We start from the raw sequence: 14,476 nt of genomic DNA, 5'->3' as shown, positions 1-14,476 counted from the left end.
GCCGGCGTCATGGTGCTGGGGGCCTCGGCGACACTGCGGCGATGAGGCAACGAGGCAACGAGGCAACGACGCAACGCCCCGGTTTGACCCCGAGATCGCTCGGGTCTATCCTGCGCCGCGAAACGGTGCCGGTTCCCTCGCGCAGCAAAGCCCGACGGGATTAAAAGGGAACATGGTGTAAAGCCATGGCTGCCCCCGCAACTGTCAGCAGCGAGTCCTCCCCGCAATCAATGCCACTGGTCGCAAGGCGCGACTGGGAAGGCGAGGGGAGGGCGACGACCTGCGAGCCAGGAGACCTGCCGCCATCGCGAGTCCGATCGTTCAACCGGGCGGGGTGTCCCGGTGGCGAGACCGCGTCCCCTCGGCGTCTTGTGCGGCCCCTGGCTCACCACGGGTTCCACCTGGCTCTTGCACCGAAGCGTCTCTCTCCGCCGCGACCCTTCGCATCAGCGAGAGTCACGTATGCACATCATGGAAGGCTTTCTGCCTCCGCTTCATGCCGCCGCCTGGACCGCCGTCTCGGTGCCCTTCCTGGTGATCGGTGCTCGGCGCATCGCCCGGATCAGCCGGGAGCAGCCGCGAGCCAAGTTGCTGCTCGCCAGCGCAGGCGCCTTCGCGTTCGTCCTCTCGGCGCTGAAGATCCCCTCGGTTACCGGCAGCTGCTCGCATCCTACGGGCACCGGGCTCGGGGCCGTCCTGTTCGGACCCTCGGTGATGGCGGTGCTCGGGGCGATCGTGCTCCTGTTTCAGGCCCTATTGCTCGCCCACGGCGGGCTGACGACCCTGGGCGCCAACATCTTCTCGATGGCCATCGTCGGACCCTGGGTCGCCTACGGGTGCTTTCGGCTGGCGCGGCCCTTGGGGCTCGGCGTCGCGGTCTTCTTCGCAGCCATGCTGGGGAATCTGGCGACCTACCTCGTCACTACCGGTCAGCTCGCCTTGGCTTTCCCGGATCCGGTCAGCGGTTTCGCGGGGGCCTTGACCAAGTTCGGCGGGATCTTTGCGCTTACCCAGATCCCGCTTGCCGTGATCGAAGGACTGCTGACCGTCGTGGTGGTCAACCTGCTGGTTCAATACAGCCGCGATGATCTGAATGAGGTCGGCTTCGACCGTCGGTCGGGTCTCGGTCCGGAGCTCGGCTCGGCCGGGAGGGCGTGAGATGACGCGCACCAACCTCATCCTGCTCGGCCTGGTTTTGGTCCTGGCCGTGATGCCGCTGCTCTTGCCCGTGACGGGCGAGCTCGCCGAGCCCTTCTCCGGGACCGACGGCCAGGCGCAGGCGGCGATCTCCGAGGCGCATCCGGACTATCGGCCCTGGTTCGAGCCGCTCTGGGAGCCGCCGAGCGGCGAGATCGAGTCGCTGTTGTTTACCCTGCAAGCGGCCTTGGGTGCCGGGTTGCTCGGCTTCTATCTGGGGCTGCGCCGTGGTCAGTCGCGACCCTCGGAACGGGTGGACGCTCGGAGCTCCGGTGCCCGGCCGTCCCGCACCTCTGCCGATGCTCCCGATTGACCGCTACGCCTGGAGCAACCGCTGGAGTGGCCATCATCCCGGCGAGCGAATCCTGCTCGTCGGGGGGCTGCTCCTCCTCGCGGTGATTCTGCCGCCCCTGTCGACCGCGCCCTTGGTCCTGATCGTCATGACCGCGGCCACGGTGCTCTCGGCCGGTGTTCCCTTGGCGGCCTTCCTGCGCACGCTCGCGATCCCCGCCGGATTCCTGCTGGCGGGGCTGCCCTTTCTGGCCATGTCCCTAGACTTCTCGGCCGGCCCACGCCTGGCTTTCTCCGCGGACGGGGCACGTGTGGCGCTGGATGTCGGGTTGCGCTCGCTTGCGGCGATGTCCTGTCTCGCCGGTCTGGCACTCACCACGCCCGTGTCCGAGCTCATCCCCGGGCTGCGTCGCGTCGGCGTGCCTCAGCCGGTGGTGGAGATCGCGCTGCTTATGTATCGGCTGCTGTTCGTGGTGACGGGGCAGGCGATTGCCGGGCGCCGGGCCCAAGAGGCGCGGCTCGGCTACGGCTCCTTGCGCCGGAGCATTCGTTCGCTCGGTGTGCTGGCGGCGACCTTGTTCGGCCGTTCGCTGGCGCGGGCACGACGGCTCGAGATCGGGCTCGCCGCCCGCGGCTTCGAGGGTGAGCTGAAGGTCTTGACCCCGCCGCGTGTCCTGTCGACAACGCGGATGGCAGCGGCCGGCGCGACCCTGATCCTGGTGGGTGCAACCGGTCTTGCGCTCGGGCGGTTTCTGCCGTGAGCGCGCCGATCCTCGAGGCCGAAGATCTCCGTTACGACTACCCCGGCGGCGCCGCGGCATTGCAGGGCCTGGACCTGCGGGTCGAGCGCGGGCGTCGGCTGGCACTCCTGGGCGCGAACGGCTGCGGCAAGACCACGCTGCTCCTGCATCTGAACGGCACCCTGAGGCCCCGGGCCGGCGCCTTGCGTCTGGACGGTCGGCCCGCCTCATACGACCGCCGGGCGCTGGCCGACTGGCGCGGTCGCGTCGGACTCGTCCTCCAGGAGCCGGATGATCAGCTCTTCTCCGCGACCGTCTATCAGGACGTCTCCTTCGGTCCGCTCAATCAGGGACTGTCCGCGTCCCGGGCCCACGTGCGTGTGATGGAGGCCCTGTCCGCCATGGACATCAGCCATCTGGCCGAGCGCCCGACCCATCTCCTGAGCTTCGGGCAGAAGAAGCGCGCCGCCATCGCCGGGGTGCTCGCGATGGGCCCCGAGCTTCTGATCCTGGACGAGCCCGACGCCGGCTTGGACGGGCAGGGCATTGTGCAACTGCGTCGTGCCCTGGACGCCCTTCAGGTGCAAGGTGCCACACTGGTCTTCGCCACCCACGACGTCGATTTGGCCTACGCCTGGGCGGACGAGGTGGCGATCCTGGTCGACGGCCGGCTGTTGCGTCAGGGCGATCCGGCCGAGATCCTGGGCGACCCCGAGCTGCTTGCCGCCGCCGGGCTCGCGATGCCTGTATTGCTGCGGTTGGCCGGGGCGCTGTGCCGGACCCAATCGTGGCCGGAGGGGCGGGCACCGCGGACGGCGGAGGCATTGATCGTCCTGTTGAGCGATCAGGCGGCCGAGGCCGAACGCCTGCGGATCTGATCGCTCACGACGGTCCGAAATGCCGGAATCCTGCCCGCGGTCGAGCCTTCCGCAACCGTCATCAAATCTTCATTTTGCTCAATATTCGTTTTGGGGTATGTTTTCAGCCGTGACGATTCAACCGACCGATGTATTCGCCGCGCTGGCTCACGAGACGCGCTTGCGTTGCCTGATCCTGCTGATGCGCCACCCCGAGCTCTGTGTCTGCGAGCTGACGCATGCCATCGGGGCGGTTCAGCCGCATGTGTCCAGACATCTCGCGCAGTTGCGTGAAACGGGTCTGGTGACGGATCGACGCGAGGGTTTGTGGATCTTCTATCGCGTCAGTCCGGCGCTTCCGGATTGGGTCGCCGCGGTGCTGCGCGAGACGTTCGACGCGGTGTGCGGCGAGCTGCCATTCGTGGAGGACGATCGGGTGTTGGCGCAGATGGCGAACCGCCCGGGTATGCCCCGCTGCGCCTGACCGGGGGTCTCGCCGTTCGGGCTCCGTCGAGGGCGTGACGCCGTCGTCTCGGCGCCCGTACCGAAGGGGCTCGACCATCCGTCACGGTCAATCACCGGACGCTCGTCCGGCGAGATTTCATCCTACCGAGGACTGACCCATGGTCGAGAGACCCTACAACGTGCTGTTTTTGTGCACCGGCAATTCGGCACGCAGCATCTTCGGCGAGTGCATCGTGAACCGGTTCGGGCGTGGCCAGTTCAACGGCTTCAGCGCCGGGAGTCATCCGAAGGGCGAGGTGCATCCGCTGGCCCTCGAGGTGCTCGGGCGCAACAACTACCTGACCGAAGGGCTGCGCAGCAAGGACTGGGCTGAGTTTGCCGAGCCGGGCGCGCCGGTGATGGATTTTGTCTTCACGGTCTGCGATCGCGCGGCGGCCGAGGTCTGTCCGGTCTGGCCGGGACAGCCGATGACCGCCCATTGGGGCGTGCCTGATCCCGCGGAGGTCGAGGGCAACGAGGTCGCGCGGATGATGGCGTTTCGGCATGCCTTCGCCGCGCTTCAGAATCGGATTCAGATCTTTCTCAGCCTGCCGCTCGCGTCTTTGGATCGGCTCAAGCTGCAACGCGAGCTCGATTCGATCGGGCGTACGCCGCTCCCCACGTCGGAACCGATCGAAACCCTGTTGTCGGAATCGGAGGGACGATGAGCGTCCGCATCGGGATCAACGGCTTCGGCCGCATGGGGCGACTGGGGCTGCGCGCGGCCCGGGGTCGGGACGGGCTGGAGTTCGTCCGGATCAACGAGATCGCAACGGACGCCGCCGGATCGGCGCATCTGCTGAAGTTCGACTCGGTCCACGGCGTTTGGGGCCCCGACTGCGCTGGAGAGGACGACGCGATCCGGATCGACGACCGATCGATCGCCTACAGCCGCAACCCGGCGTTGGCCGACACCGATTGGTCGGACTGCGACATCGTGATCGAGGCGACCGGCAAGCACCACAAGAAGCCCGAGACGCTTCAAGGCTACTTCGATCAAGGGGTCAAGAAGGTCCTGGTTGCGGCGCCTACCGACGGCGCGCTGAACATCGTCTACGGCGTCAATCATCACCTCTATGCCCCGGCCGAGCATCATCTGGTCACGGCGGCCTCCTGCACGACGAACTGTCTCGCGCCTGTGGTGAAGGTCATGCACGAGCGGATCGGGATCCGCCACGGCACCATGACGACCATCCACGACATCACCAACACCCAGCGGATCGTCGATCTCGGGCACAAGGATCTGCGCCGTGCCCGTGCCTGCGGGCAGTCGTTGATCCCGACCAGCACCGGCTCGGCCAAGGCGATCACCAAGATCTTCCCGGAGCTGACGGGCAAGTTGAACGGCCTGGCCGTGCGCGTGCCCCTGCTCAACGCCTCGCTGACCGACTTCGTCTTCGAGGCCGCGCGGGCGGTGACGGTCGAGGAGGTCAACGCTCACTTCAAGGCTGCGGCGGAAGGCGAGCTGGCCGGGATCCTCGGTTACGAGGAGCGTCCGCTGGTCTCGGTCGACTACAAGGACGATCCGCGCTCGTCGATCGTCGACGCGCTCTCCACCATGGTGATCGACGAGACGCAGGTGAAGGTGTTGGCTTGGTACGACAACGAATGGGGTTATGTGAATCGGATGATGGATATTGCGCAGATATTGGGGGAGGGGCTTTAGGGTGCGCCCTCGGAGCGGGGAGGATGGGTTTCGCTGCGCTCTACCCATTCTACGGTCCTCGGTTCTTGGGGTATCCGGTTGATATTTTCGTAGACATTACGTCACCGAGACCCGATGGACACCAATACGCGCAACTACCTGACCGTTACCGCCGGCTATTGGGCCTTTACCGTCACCGACGGGGCGATCCGGATGCTGGTGGTGCTCTATTTCCATCTGCTCGGCTACTCGCCGTTCGAGGTGGCGATGCTGTTCCTCTTCTACGAGGTCTTCGGCATCGTCACCAATCTGGTCGGGGGCTGGCTGGGTGCGCGCATCGGGCTGAATCTCACCATGCACATCGGCATGGGGTTGCAGGTGGTGGCGCTGTCGATGCTGACGGTGCCGGATGCTTGGTTGACGGTCGCCTATGTGATGCTGGCGCAGGCGTTGTCCGGGATCGCCAAGGATCTGAACAAGATGTCGGCCAAGGCGACGGTGAAGACCCTGGTCGGGGCGGGCGGCGAGTCGCGGCTGTTCAAATATGTCGCCGTGCTGACCGGCTCGAAGAACGCGCTCAAGGGTGCCGGCTTTTTCATCGGCGCGGCGCTGCTTGAGCTGATCGGGTTTCGCGGGGCCTTGGCAGTGCTCGCCGGGATGCTCGCGGTCGTGCTGATCGTGACCGCGATCCTGCTGCCCTCGGGCGTCGGCCGCATGGCGTCCAAGCCCAAGTTCACGCAGGTCTTCTCCAATACGCCGGCGATCAATTGGCTCTCGGCGGCGCGCTTCTTTCTCTTCGGCGCTCGTGATGTCTGGTTCGTGGTCGGTCTTCCGGTGTTTCTCTATTCTGTGCTGGGCTGGAGCTTTACCCAGGTCGGTACCTTCATGGCGGCGTGGGTGATCGGGTACGGGATGGTGCAGGCCGCAGCGCCGCGGTTGCTGCATCTCGGGCGGTCAGACAATGCGGTTCGGCGCCATCCGGGCGGGCGCACGGCCCGACGTTGGGCCTTGTTGCTGGCGATCGTGCCGGCGGGCATCGCCTTCGCGCTCCACCAGGGCTGGCCGCCGGGCGAGGTGTTGATCGTCGGCCTCATCCTGTTCGGCGTCTTATTCGCCATCAACTCGGCGGTGCACTCCTATCTGATCCTGGCCTACTCGGACGTCGAGAAGGTCTCGATGAGTGTGGGCTTCTATTACATGGCCAATGCCGGCGGTCGGCTCGCCGGGACGGTGCTCTCGGGTCTGGTCTATCAGACGCAGGGGATCGAAGGGTGTCTGTGGTGGTCGGCCGGGTTCGTGCTCGCCGCTTTCCTGCTTTCGCTGCGCTTGCCCGAGGTCTCCGAGCCCAAATCGGCAGCGGCTGCCGCCTGATGTCTCCAATGAGACGAGTTGCATGACATCCGCATCGGGCGTCGGCCGGGTGTTGGTTCTGGCCTGCGGGAACCCCTCGCGCGGGGACGACGCCCTCGGGCCGCTTCTGATCGAGCGGCTGAGCCTGGATCCCGATCTCGCGCGCTGCGGAGTGGAGACCTTGACCGATTTCCAGCTTCAGATCGAGCATGTCCTCGACCTGCAGGGGCGCGAGCGCGTCATCTTCGTCGACGCGGCCGTCAGCGGACCCGAGCCCTTCACCTTCCTTCCCGTGCGCCCGAGCCCCGATGCGTCGTTCAGCACGCACGCACTCGCTCCGAGCGCCTTGCTGGCCCTGTTTCAACAGGTCAACGGACAGGCGCCCCCGCCGGCCCGGCTGCTCGCGATTCGCGGCTACGGGTTTGAGCTCGGTGCACCCTTGACCGAGCACGCTTCGGCCAATCTCGACCGGGCTCAGCACCTGCTGACCCGGATCCTGCGTCTCGATCGGCTCCCCGTCGGTCCGGGTTAGTCGGACGAGCGGGTGCTCCAAGGTCGACCGAGCATCAGGTAAAGCGCCCCGAAGCCGCCGTCGGCATAGCCGTATCCAAGGTAGATCGGCCCGATGAAGGTGTCGGCGCCCAGGAAGAGGCTGCTGCCGAAGCGCAGATTGTCGCCATTGATCTCCGAGCGCTGTTCCCACACGTTGCCGGCCTCCAGCGAGCCCCCGGCATAGGTGTTGACGAGTCCGGTGGTGAGATTGCGCATGTAGATGATGCGGGCGAGTCCCACGTTGCCCCCCGAGAGCTCGTCCTGATTAAATCCGGAGAGGTTCAGGAAACCGCCCAGTCGGTAGAACGCCTGATCCGGCTCTTGCCCGCCGAAGCTGCCGGCCATTCTGACGCCCGTCAGGAGCGTGTTCCTCCCCCAGCTTTGCGCCTTCAGCAGATTGAACCCGGCTTGATCATAGTTCTCGGATGCGCCGATCTCGGTGCGCGAGGTCAGCGCGAAGGCGTTGCCGATCCAGCCTTGGCGAGGGAAATTGGCGCTGTCCAGGGTGTCGAGATAGAAGGAAAGACCGAGCGAGCCTTCGTCGAAACCGTAGCCGCGCATGCCGGGATCGCCGTAACGAAGATCGGCCTCGCCGGCATAGCGTGCGTACTTGAGGCCGAGCCGTCCCCAGTCGCCGAAATTGCGGCCGCCCTCGAGCGATCCGCCGATGCGCGAGATCAGATACTTCGCCGACGGGTCATCGGACTTCTCGGGCTTGAACAGGGTCAGACTCTCGGTGAAGTAACCGGCCGTGGCCTCGACATACCAACGCTCCAGGGGGTCGAGCGGCTGATAGAGCTCGGTGACGAGGCCGGGCTCCTCGCCGGCCTGCAGAAAGGTGCGCCACTCCGCGTTCAACGGGTTGACGGGCGCCATGGTGTAGGCCGCGCCGACGTTGAATCGCGAGTCCCCGCCGGAAGCGGAGGACAGCTCCATACCGAACTGCAGCGAGCTGGTACCCCATGACTTTTCGGTGGCGCTGATCACCAGCTCCGTCTCGTCGTCGGGGGTCTCTTCCACGCGGTATTGGACGGATTCGAAGTTGTCCTGATCGAAGACGCGGTCGATCTGCGCTTCCAAGACATCCGGATCCAGCGGCTCGCCGAGCGGCACATCCAGGCGCTCGGTGATGACCGCGTCGGCCAGTCGCGAGCGATTTTCCACGCGCACGCGATCGATGACCGGCATCGGCTTGCCCGTAAGACGTTGCCTTTCTAGATAGGCGGCATAACGGGCGGCGGGGATCTCGAGCGCAGCCAGCGCGACCTCCTGCTCCTGCGCACCGCGCTCGCCGATGGCGATCGCCTCCAGCATCCTGTTGAAGTCCGCAGCTGTCACCTCGCGTCCCAGCGGCGGGGTAATGAGGACGTCGCGTCCGCGCAGTTTGTCGATCTGCTCTTGCGTGTTGCGCCAGGTGACCAGACCCATCACCTGGTCGAGCATCTGGAGCACGTTGTTGATCTCTTCGCGATCACGAAGGGGTCCGCCGACATCCACCGCGATGATGATGTCCGCGCCCATGTCGCGGACCACGCTGACCGGCAGATTCATCGCCAGGCCGCCGTCGATGAGGAGTTGATCGTCGATCTCGACCGGTGCGAAGGCTGCGGGCACCGCCATGCTGGCGCGGATCGAGGTCGCGAGATCGCCGCCGCCGAGGATCACCGCCTCCCCGGTCACCGCGTCCGTGGCGACGGCGCGGAAGGGGATCTTCAGGTCGTCGAAATCATGGATCGCGCGTGCCGGAAGCGTGTAGCGCCGCAAGGCGAGGTCGAGTCGATGGCCCTGGATCAGGGCCGGGACGAGATTCACCTCGCGCTTTTCCTCGTTCACGCCGGGCCGGGCGCTCATCAGATAGTCGTTGTCGTCGAGCTTGCGGTGGATACGTCGGTCCTGGCGCGGAGGCTCGTCCTGAAAGATCGCGGTCCAATCGATCTCCTCGATGGTCGCCTCGATCTCGTCCGGGGACATGCCCATCGCATAGAGCCCGCCGATGACGGCGCCCATCGAGGTGCCGGCGACATAGTCCACCGGGATCCCCATCTTCTCGAGCATCTTCAGGACCCCGACGTGAGCCGCGCCGCGTGCCCCGCCGCCGGAGAGCGCCAAGCCGATCGTGGGTCGCTCCGCGGCCGCCGACGGCGCGCTCGGGAACACCAGGCAGAGCAGAGGGACCAGCAGCAGCGCCAGCTGCAGTGGATGCTTGGGAGCACTCACAGGCACGATGTCGTTCCTCGTCGAATAAAAGTGCTACGGTAGCATGCCCACGACACACCGCGTCCGCGCGAAGCGCTGCAACGATCGGCCGTCGGCGAGCCTTTTCGGCTAGACTTCGGCCGTCGAACTCTTCATCGAGGATGCCTGACGATGTCCTGCAGTGTGCGTGTCTCGGAGCCTGATTCGGATGGCCTGTTCGAAACCCCGCGCTTCCCGCGTCGACTCGGGAGTCTGGTCTGCTCCCTTCTCGTCGGTGCCTTGACGTTGTCGGGCTGCGGGAAACCCGATGCCCCCGCGCCGGAGATGCCGCCGCCCTCGGTGGTCGTGGTTCCCGCCCAGTCCCGCGTCGTCGACGAGGAGGCATCCTTCGTCGGACGGGTGCTCGCGGTCAACCGGGTCGATCTGCGTGCCCGGGTCGAGGGTTTCCTAGAGGAGCGCCGTTTCACCGAAGGCCAAGAGGTGAAGGTCGGCGATGTCCTCTTCGTGATCGAGCCCGGTCAGTACGCGGCTGCGGTGGAGCAGCGCCAGGCCGATCTGGAAAAGGCGCGGGCCGATCAACTCAACACCGCCGCCCAATTGGCGCGCGGACTGGAGTTGGTGAAGGCCAAGAACATCTCGCAATCCTCGGTCGACGAGCTGCAGGCGGCGGATTCGATCGCGAAGGCCGGCATCACGCTTGCGCAGGCCGCTCTGACGCGGGCCATGCTCGATCTGAGCTATACGACGATCACGGCGCCGGTGCCCGGCCGCATCGGGCTTGCGAGCTACACGGTGGGCAATCTGGTCGGTCCCGCCTCGGGTACCTTGGCGACCATCGTGAGTCGCGATCCCGTCTACGTGCAGTTCCCGGTGACCCAACGTGATCTGCTCGGTGCGCGCCAGGCCATCGAGGACAAGGGCGGCAACGCGCGGGATGTGAAGGTCCGTGTGCGTCTGCCGGACGGCACAATCTACGAGCACGCGGGGCGTTTGGATTTCGTCGACGTGACGACGGATCCGGGAACGGACTCGGTCACCCTGCGCGCCGAGCTGCCGAACCCGGACGGCATCCTTGTCGATCGCCAGTATGTCGGCGTCCTGCTCGAAGCGGGTGCACCCGAATCGGCGATCCTGATCCCGCAATCGGCCCTTCAGGTCGATCAGCAAGGCGTCTACGTCTTGATCCTCGATGCCGAGGACAAGGCCCAAACGCGTCGGATCGAGACGGGGCAGTCCAAGGGAGCGGATATCGTCGTCAAGATGGGCCTGGACGAAGGAGATCTGGTGATTACGCAAGGGATCCAGCAGGTGCGGCCCGGTCAGGCCGTGCGCGCCGCGCCTGCGACGAGCGCTGCCGGGGAGCTCGAGCAATGATCTCCGATGTCTTTATCGACCGGCCGCGGCTCTCGATCGTCATCTCGGTCGTCATCACGCTGGCCGGATTGATCGCCATCACCCGTATCCCGGTCGCTCAGTTTCCCGACATCGTCCCGCCGCAGGTCTCGGTCAGCGCGGCCTATCCGGGCGCGAGCGCGTCGGTCGTGGAGTCCACCGTCGCTCAGCCGATCGAGTCGCAGGTCAACGGTGTGGACAACATGCTCTACATGCAGTCCACCAGCGGCAACGACGGCAGCTATTCGCTCACCGTCACCTTCGCGCTCGGCTCAAACCCGGACATCAACACGGTCAACGTGCAGAATCGGGCCAATCTGGCGATGGCCCAGCTGCCGGAGGAGGTCAAGCGGCAGGGTCTCACGGTCCAGAAGCAATCCAACGCCATGTTGCAGGTGGTGGCCCTGAGCTCGCCGAAGGGGTCTTACGACGGGCTGTTCCTGAGCAATTACGCGACCATCAACGTCGTCGACACCCTGGCGCGTGTGCCCGGCGTGGGACAGGCGTCGCTGTTCGGGCCGCTCGACTACAGCATGCGGATCTGGCTCGACGCGGATCGCCTCACCGCGCTCTCCCTCACGCCCGCGGACGTGATCGCGGCGATCCAGAGCCAGAACATCCAGGCCGCGGTCGGGCGGATCGGCGCGCAGCCGATGACGGCCGACCAACAGTTCCAGATCACGCTCCAGACCCGCGGGCGATTGAGCGATGCGGCCGAGTTCGAACGCATCGTGGTGCGCGCTAACCCGGACGGCTCTACCGTTTTGGTCTCGGATATCGGGCGCGTCGAGCTCGGCGCGCGCCAGTCGGACTCCTTCAGCCGATTGGACGGGCAGGACGCGGCCGCCATCGGGATCTATCTCGCGCCCGGTGCCAATGCGGTGTCCGTGGCCGACGGTATCGAGGCAGCCATGGAAAGGCTCGCCGAGCGGTTCCCGGACGATCTCGGCTATACCCTGGTGTACGACACGACGGATTTCGTGAACGCGAGTCTCGAGAAGGTCGTCCATACCCTGCTCGAGGCGTTCGTCCTGGTGATCCTGGTCGTGTTTCTCTTTCTCGGGAGCTGGCGTGCCACCCTGATTCCCTTGATCGCGGTGCCCGTGGCCTTGATCGGGACCTTCGCCTTCCTGCTCATGATCGGCTTTTCGGCCAACACCATCTCGCTGTTGGCGGTCGTGCTGGCGATCGGGATCGTCGTCGACGACGCCATCGTGGTGGTGGAGAACGTCGAGCGCATTATGGAGGAGGAGGGCCTGCCGCCGCGCGAGGCCGCCAAGAAGGCGATGGGCCAGATCACCGGGCCCATCATCGCCATCACCCTGGTATTGCTGTCGGTCTTCGTCCCGGTTGCCTTCATCCCCGGGATCACCGGACAGCTCTTCCAGCAGTTTGCGGCCGTCGTCGCCTTCGCGATGCTCATCTCGGCCATCAATGCCCTGACCCTCTCGCCGGCGCTGTGCGCCGTCCTGCTCAAGCCGGGCGGTCATCGACGCGGGCCGATGCGCTACGTGATGGGCGGGATCGACCGGGTCCGCGACGGCTATGCCGCGATCGTCGCGCGGCTGGTGCGCTTCTCCCTGCTGGTGTTGGTGCTGATCCTCGGCATCGGGCTCGCGACCGGCTGGCTGTTCAAGGTCACGCCGACCGGATTCCTCCCGGAAGAAGATCAAGGGGCCTTTATGGCCCATGTGCAGCTGCCGCAAGGTGCCTCGGTGAGCCGCACATTCGACGTGGTGAAGGAGCTCGAGACGCTCGTGAAGGCGGATCCCGCGGTCGCGCACGTGCTGACGATCACCGGCTTCAGCATCCTCGACGGTGCGGTGCTCTCCAATTCAGCAGCCGTCATCGGGCGCTTGAAGCCGTTCGAGGAGCGTACCACGGCGGATCTGAAGGTCGATGCCGTCATCGATCGGATCGCGGCCCAAACGATCGGCATCCCGAGCGCGCGGGTCATTCCCTTCAATCTTCCGCCGATCGTCGGTCTCGGAACCGGCGGAGGCTTTCAGTATCAGCTCGAAGACCTTCAGGGTCGCACACCCGAGGCGCTCGCCGGGGTAATGCGTGGACTCATCCTCGCCGCCAATCAGGATCCGGCTCTCACGCGCGTGTTCTCGACCTGGGCGACCGACAACCCGCAGGTGTTCCTCGACATCGACCGTGAAAAGGTCCAAACCCTGGGTGTGCGCATCAGCGACGTCTTCAACGCGCTGCAGGCGACCTTGGGCGGCTACTACGTCAATGACTTCAATCGGTTCGGGCGGGTTTGGCAGGTCCAGGTGGAAGGCCGCGAGGCCGATCGTCGGGGCGTCGAAGACATCTACCGGATCCATGTCCGCAACGACCAGGGCGAGATGGTACCGCTGCGCGCACTGCTGACCCCCGAGCTGATCCTGGGGCCGCAGCTGCTGCAGCGTTACAACAACTACCGTAGTGTGACGATTCAGGGCGAGCCGACGGCCGGCTTCAGCTCGGGCGACGCCCTGACGGCGATGGAGCGGATCTCCGCCGCGACCTTGCCGGCGGGCTACGGCTTCGAGTGGACGGGCACCGCTTTTCAGGAACGCGAGGCCGGCGGGCAAACGCCGATCGTGTTGGCGCTGGCGGTCTTGTTTGCCTATCTCTTCTTGGTCGGGCTCTACGAGAGCTGGTCGATGCCGGCGGTCGTGCTCCTGAGCGTCACGGTCGGGGTGCTCGGCGCGCTCTGCGCACTCTGGGTCGCGGGTCTCTCCAACGACCTCTATGCCCAGGTCGGCATCGTGGTGCTGATCGGGCTGGCAAGTAAGAATGCGATCCTCATCGTCGAGTTCGCCATCGAGCAGCGCGCCTCCGGGGCCTCGATCCTGGATGCGGCCACCCGGGCGGCGCGTCTGCGGATCCGTGCCGTCCTCATGACCAGCTTCGCCTTTATCCTCGGCCTGGTCCCCTTGGTCATCGCCAGCGGTGCCGGCGAGGCGAGTCAGCGCGGCGTCGGCACGGCGGTCTTTGGCGGCATGCTCGCCGCCTCGCTGGTCGGGATCTTCCTGATCCCGATGCTCTACGTGGTCTTCCAGCGGTTTCGGGAGAAGGTCCACGGGGGCGTCAAGGTTCGGGATCCGGGTTCGGAGCACGAGGCTCCGGTCTCGTGACGTCCGATGGGCCGGATGGCCCTCAACGAAGCTCGGGGCAGATGCAGGCACTGCGTCCGCCATCCGACTAAACCGCGTCCAGAGCGACATGCGTCATTTTCATTTTGCATTTGGCTTTGGAGATGTCCTCGATCTCGGTGAGACGCGGTTTAAAATTTAATATTTTTTAAGACTTTAAACCGCGCCAGCTCCGACAGTCGTCGGAGCTGGCGCGGCCCAGCCACTCCAACACATGACGCATACCGCACCGGGCGCGGTTTAAGCACATCGGAGCAATCATGATCGACGCCGATACCCTTTCCAAGCATCGCCGGTTCGCGACTCAGGCGCCCGCGCTGGCCCTGGCCTTTACGCTCCTGCTCCTTGCCGGCTGCGGCGACCAGGTCGTCGTCGAAGGCGTGAACGCCGCCGACGGGGATCTCGTCGGAGACAGCGTGATCGACAACCCGGCGGATGCCGTGGGGATCGCGGCCGGCGAGCCCTATGCGATCGGCAATCCCTACGAGGAGGCCGAGGAGGGCGAGAAGAACATGGGACCCAATGCGCCGGGGTATATCCCCGAGACGATCGATTAGTCGTCGTGGCCCGATCAGCCCGCCCTTACCGGGCGATCAGCAGGGTCGG

Annotated in this window: 13 protein-coding genes and 1 riboswitch; of the genes, 12 read left to right on the top strand and 1 reads right to left on the bottom strand. The window is 65.7% G+C overall.

All coding sequences use genetic code 11. The features are described 5' to 3' along the window. The first annotated feature begins 112 nt into the window (after positions 1-112). A riboswitch (cobalamin riboswitch) is annotated at positions 113-318 on the top strand. Between the two features lie 144 nt (positions 319-462). The 9 genes from BLV04_RS03645 to BLV04_RS03605 all read left to right on the top strand — a co-directional run bounded on the left by BLV04_RS03645 (position 463) and on the right by BLV04_RS03605 (position 7,116). Continuing rightward, positions 463-1,158: an energy-coupling factor ABC transporter permease gene (locus BLV04_RS03645; RefSeq protein WP_093028241.1), complete on the top strand. Its 696-nt coding sequence runs from the start codon at positions 463-465 to the stop codon at positions 1,156-1,158. A gap of 1 nt (position 1,159) precedes the next feature. Then, positions 1,160-1,510 (top strand): energy-coupling factor ABC transporter substrate-binding protein, encoded by a 351-nt coding sequence (locus tag BLV04_RS03640; protein ID WP_093028239.1) that lies wholly within the window; start codon positions 1,160-1,162, stop codon positions 1,508-1,510. After that, entirely contained in the window at positions 1,497-2,249 is a 753-nt protein-coding gene (gene cbiQ, locus BLV04_RS03635) for a cobalt ECF transporter T component CbiQ (protein ID WP_093028237.1), read from the top strand. Before BLV04_RS03640 ends, cbiQ begins: the two co-directional genes overlap by 14 nt. Next, entirely contained in the window at positions 2,246-3,106 is an 861-nt protein-coding gene (locus tag BLV04_RS03630) for an energy-coupling factor ABC transporter ATP-binding protein (protein WP_093028235.1), read from the top strand. The genes cbiQ and BLV04_RS03630 overlap by 4 nt, the downstream gene beginning before the upstream one ends. Positions 3,107-3,203: 97 nt before the next feature. Then, positions 3,204-3,569 carry a metalloregulator ArsR/SmtB family transcription factor gene (locus tag BLV04_RS03625; RefSeq protein ID WP_093028233.1) on the top strand — a complete coding sequence of 122 codons (366 nt, stop codon included), beginning with the start codon at positions 3,204-3,206 and terminating at the stop codon, positions 3,567-3,569. A gap of 139 nt (positions 3,570-3,708) precedes the next feature. Then, on the top strand, positions 3,709-4,257 hold the full coding sequence (locus BLV04_RS03620; protein WP_093028231.1) for an arsenate reductase ArsC: 549 nt from the start codon (positions 3,709-3,711) through the stop codon (positions 4,255-4,257). Beyond that, complete coding sequence (locus tag BLV04_RS03615) at positions 4,254-5,255, top strand: ArsJ-associated glyceraldehyde-3-phosphate dehydrogenase (RefSeq protein ID WP_093028230.1); 1,002 nt, start codon at positions 4,254-4,256, stop codon at positions 5,253-5,255. Before BLV04_RS03620 ends, BLV04_RS03615 begins: the two co-directional genes overlap by 4 nt. Positions 5,256-5,369: 114 nt before the next feature. Continuing rightward, positions 5,370-6,605, top strand: coding sequence for an organoarsenical effux MFS transporter ArsJ (arsJ, locus tag BLV04_RS03610; RefSeq protein ID WP_093028229.1), 1,236 nt, complete (start codon positions 5,370-5,372; stop codon positions 6,603-6,605). A gap of 22 nt (positions 6,606-6,627) precedes the next feature. Then, a complete protein-coding gene (locus BLV04_RS03605) occupies positions 6,628-7,116 on the top strand; it encodes a hydrogenase maturation protease (RefSeq protein ID WP_245731695.1) in 489 nt (162 codons plus the stop codon). On the opposite strand, the gene BLV04_RS03600 is transcribed toward BLV04_RS03605, so the two are convergent. Then, entirely contained in the window at positions 7,113-9,353 is a 2,241-nt protein-coding gene (locus BLV04_RS03600) for a patatin-like phospholipase family protein (protein WP_245731694.1), read from the bottom strand. The two genes, BLV04_RS03605 and BLV04_RS03600, sit on opposite strands and share 4 nt — an antisense overlap. Positions 9,354-9,503: 150 nt before the next feature. Between BLV04_RS03600 and BLV04_RS03595 the strand changes: the two genes are divergently transcribed. The 3 genes from BLV04_RS03595 to BLV04_RS24795 all read left to right on the top strand — a co-directional run bounded on the left by BLV04_RS03595 (position 9,504) and on the right by BLV04_RS24795 (position 14,427). Next, positions 9,504-10,706: an efflux RND transporter periplasmic adaptor subunit gene (locus tag BLV04_RS03595; protein WP_245731693.1), complete on the top strand. Its 1,203-nt coding sequence runs from the start codon at positions 9,504-9,506 to the stop codon at positions 10,704-10,706. Then, positions 10,703-13,852, top strand: coding sequence for an efflux RND transporter permease subunit (locus tag BLV04_RS03590; protein ID WP_093028225.1), 3,150 nt, complete (start codon positions 10,703-10,705; stop codon positions 13,850-13,852). Before BLV04_RS03595 ends, BLV04_RS03590 begins: the two co-directional genes overlap by 4 nt. 278 nt (positions 13,853-14,130) lie before the next feature. Then, positions 14,131-14,427, top strand: coding sequence for a hypothetical protein (locus BLV04_RS24795; protein WP_175534480.1), 297 nt, complete (start codon positions 14,131-14,133; stop codon positions 14,425-14,427). Positions 14,428-14,476 lie beyond the last annotated feature (49 nt).

The sequence above is a fragment of the Thiocapsa roseopersicina genome (assembly GCF_900106925.1).
GTDB classification, from domain to species: domain Bacteria; phylum Pseudomonadota; class Gammaproteobacteria; order Chromatiales; family Chromatiaceae; genus Thiocapsa; species Thiocapsa roseopersicina.
This window is presented reverse-complemented; position numbering and strand designations above follow the sequence as displayed.